This is a genomic window from Vibrio sp. Vb2131 (genome assembly GCF_033338535.1).
In the GTDB taxonomy this organism is placed as follows: Bacteria; Pseudomonadota; Gammaproteobacteria; order Enterobacterales; family Vibrionaceae; genus Vibrio; species Vibrio alginolyticus.
Genome location: NZ_JAWOSW010000131.1, coordinates 1 through 560 on the forward strand (window position 1 = coordinate 1; position 560 = coordinate 560).

Annotated in this window: 1 pseudogene; it reads right to left on the reverse strand. The window is 38.2% G+C overall.

Going from position 1 to position 560, the window contains the following annotated elements:
• Positions 1–535, reverse strand: a pseudogene (locus R7E38_RS23225) (type II secretion protein); the annotation flags it as partial.
• Positions 536–560: the final 25 nt, after the last annotated feature.

The window sequence follows — 560 nt, forward strand, 5'->3', positions numbered from 1 at the left end:
TTTTGGCGTAACTTGAAAGTTCAATAGCCGTATTAGTTGCTAAGGTTGTCGCCCCAGAACCGCCTTTGGTATTGATAAATAAGGTCAAATCACCCATTTGCTTATTGGAAACTTTTTCCTCAGCCGTCGATTTCAACAATGGGTATAGCTCGCCGAGTTCAACTGAACGCGAGAAATAATCTGTCGCACCCAGTCGCAACGCCATTTTGAGTGAAGCGGTATCGCTTTCATCACCGAAAACAATTAATGCCGTATGGCTGTGCTGTAAACTACTGTCACTGGAATAAACATGAGCCACTTTTTGCGCCCAGTTTTCCCCGGTTTCAATATAAATTAGATCAGGTATTGATTTGCTCTTAACCAAATCAATATTAAATAAATCCAGCTCTATCCAATCGACATTGACATTGACGCAACCAGATAATTCATCTGCTATATGAAGTTTAAAATTGGACGTAGAATAGACTATCCAAACAATCAAGTTTGTTTTTAAACTTTTATATGTTTCGTCATTTATTTTTACTGGTTTCAACATAAAGCTACTCCATTAGCAATCCGTA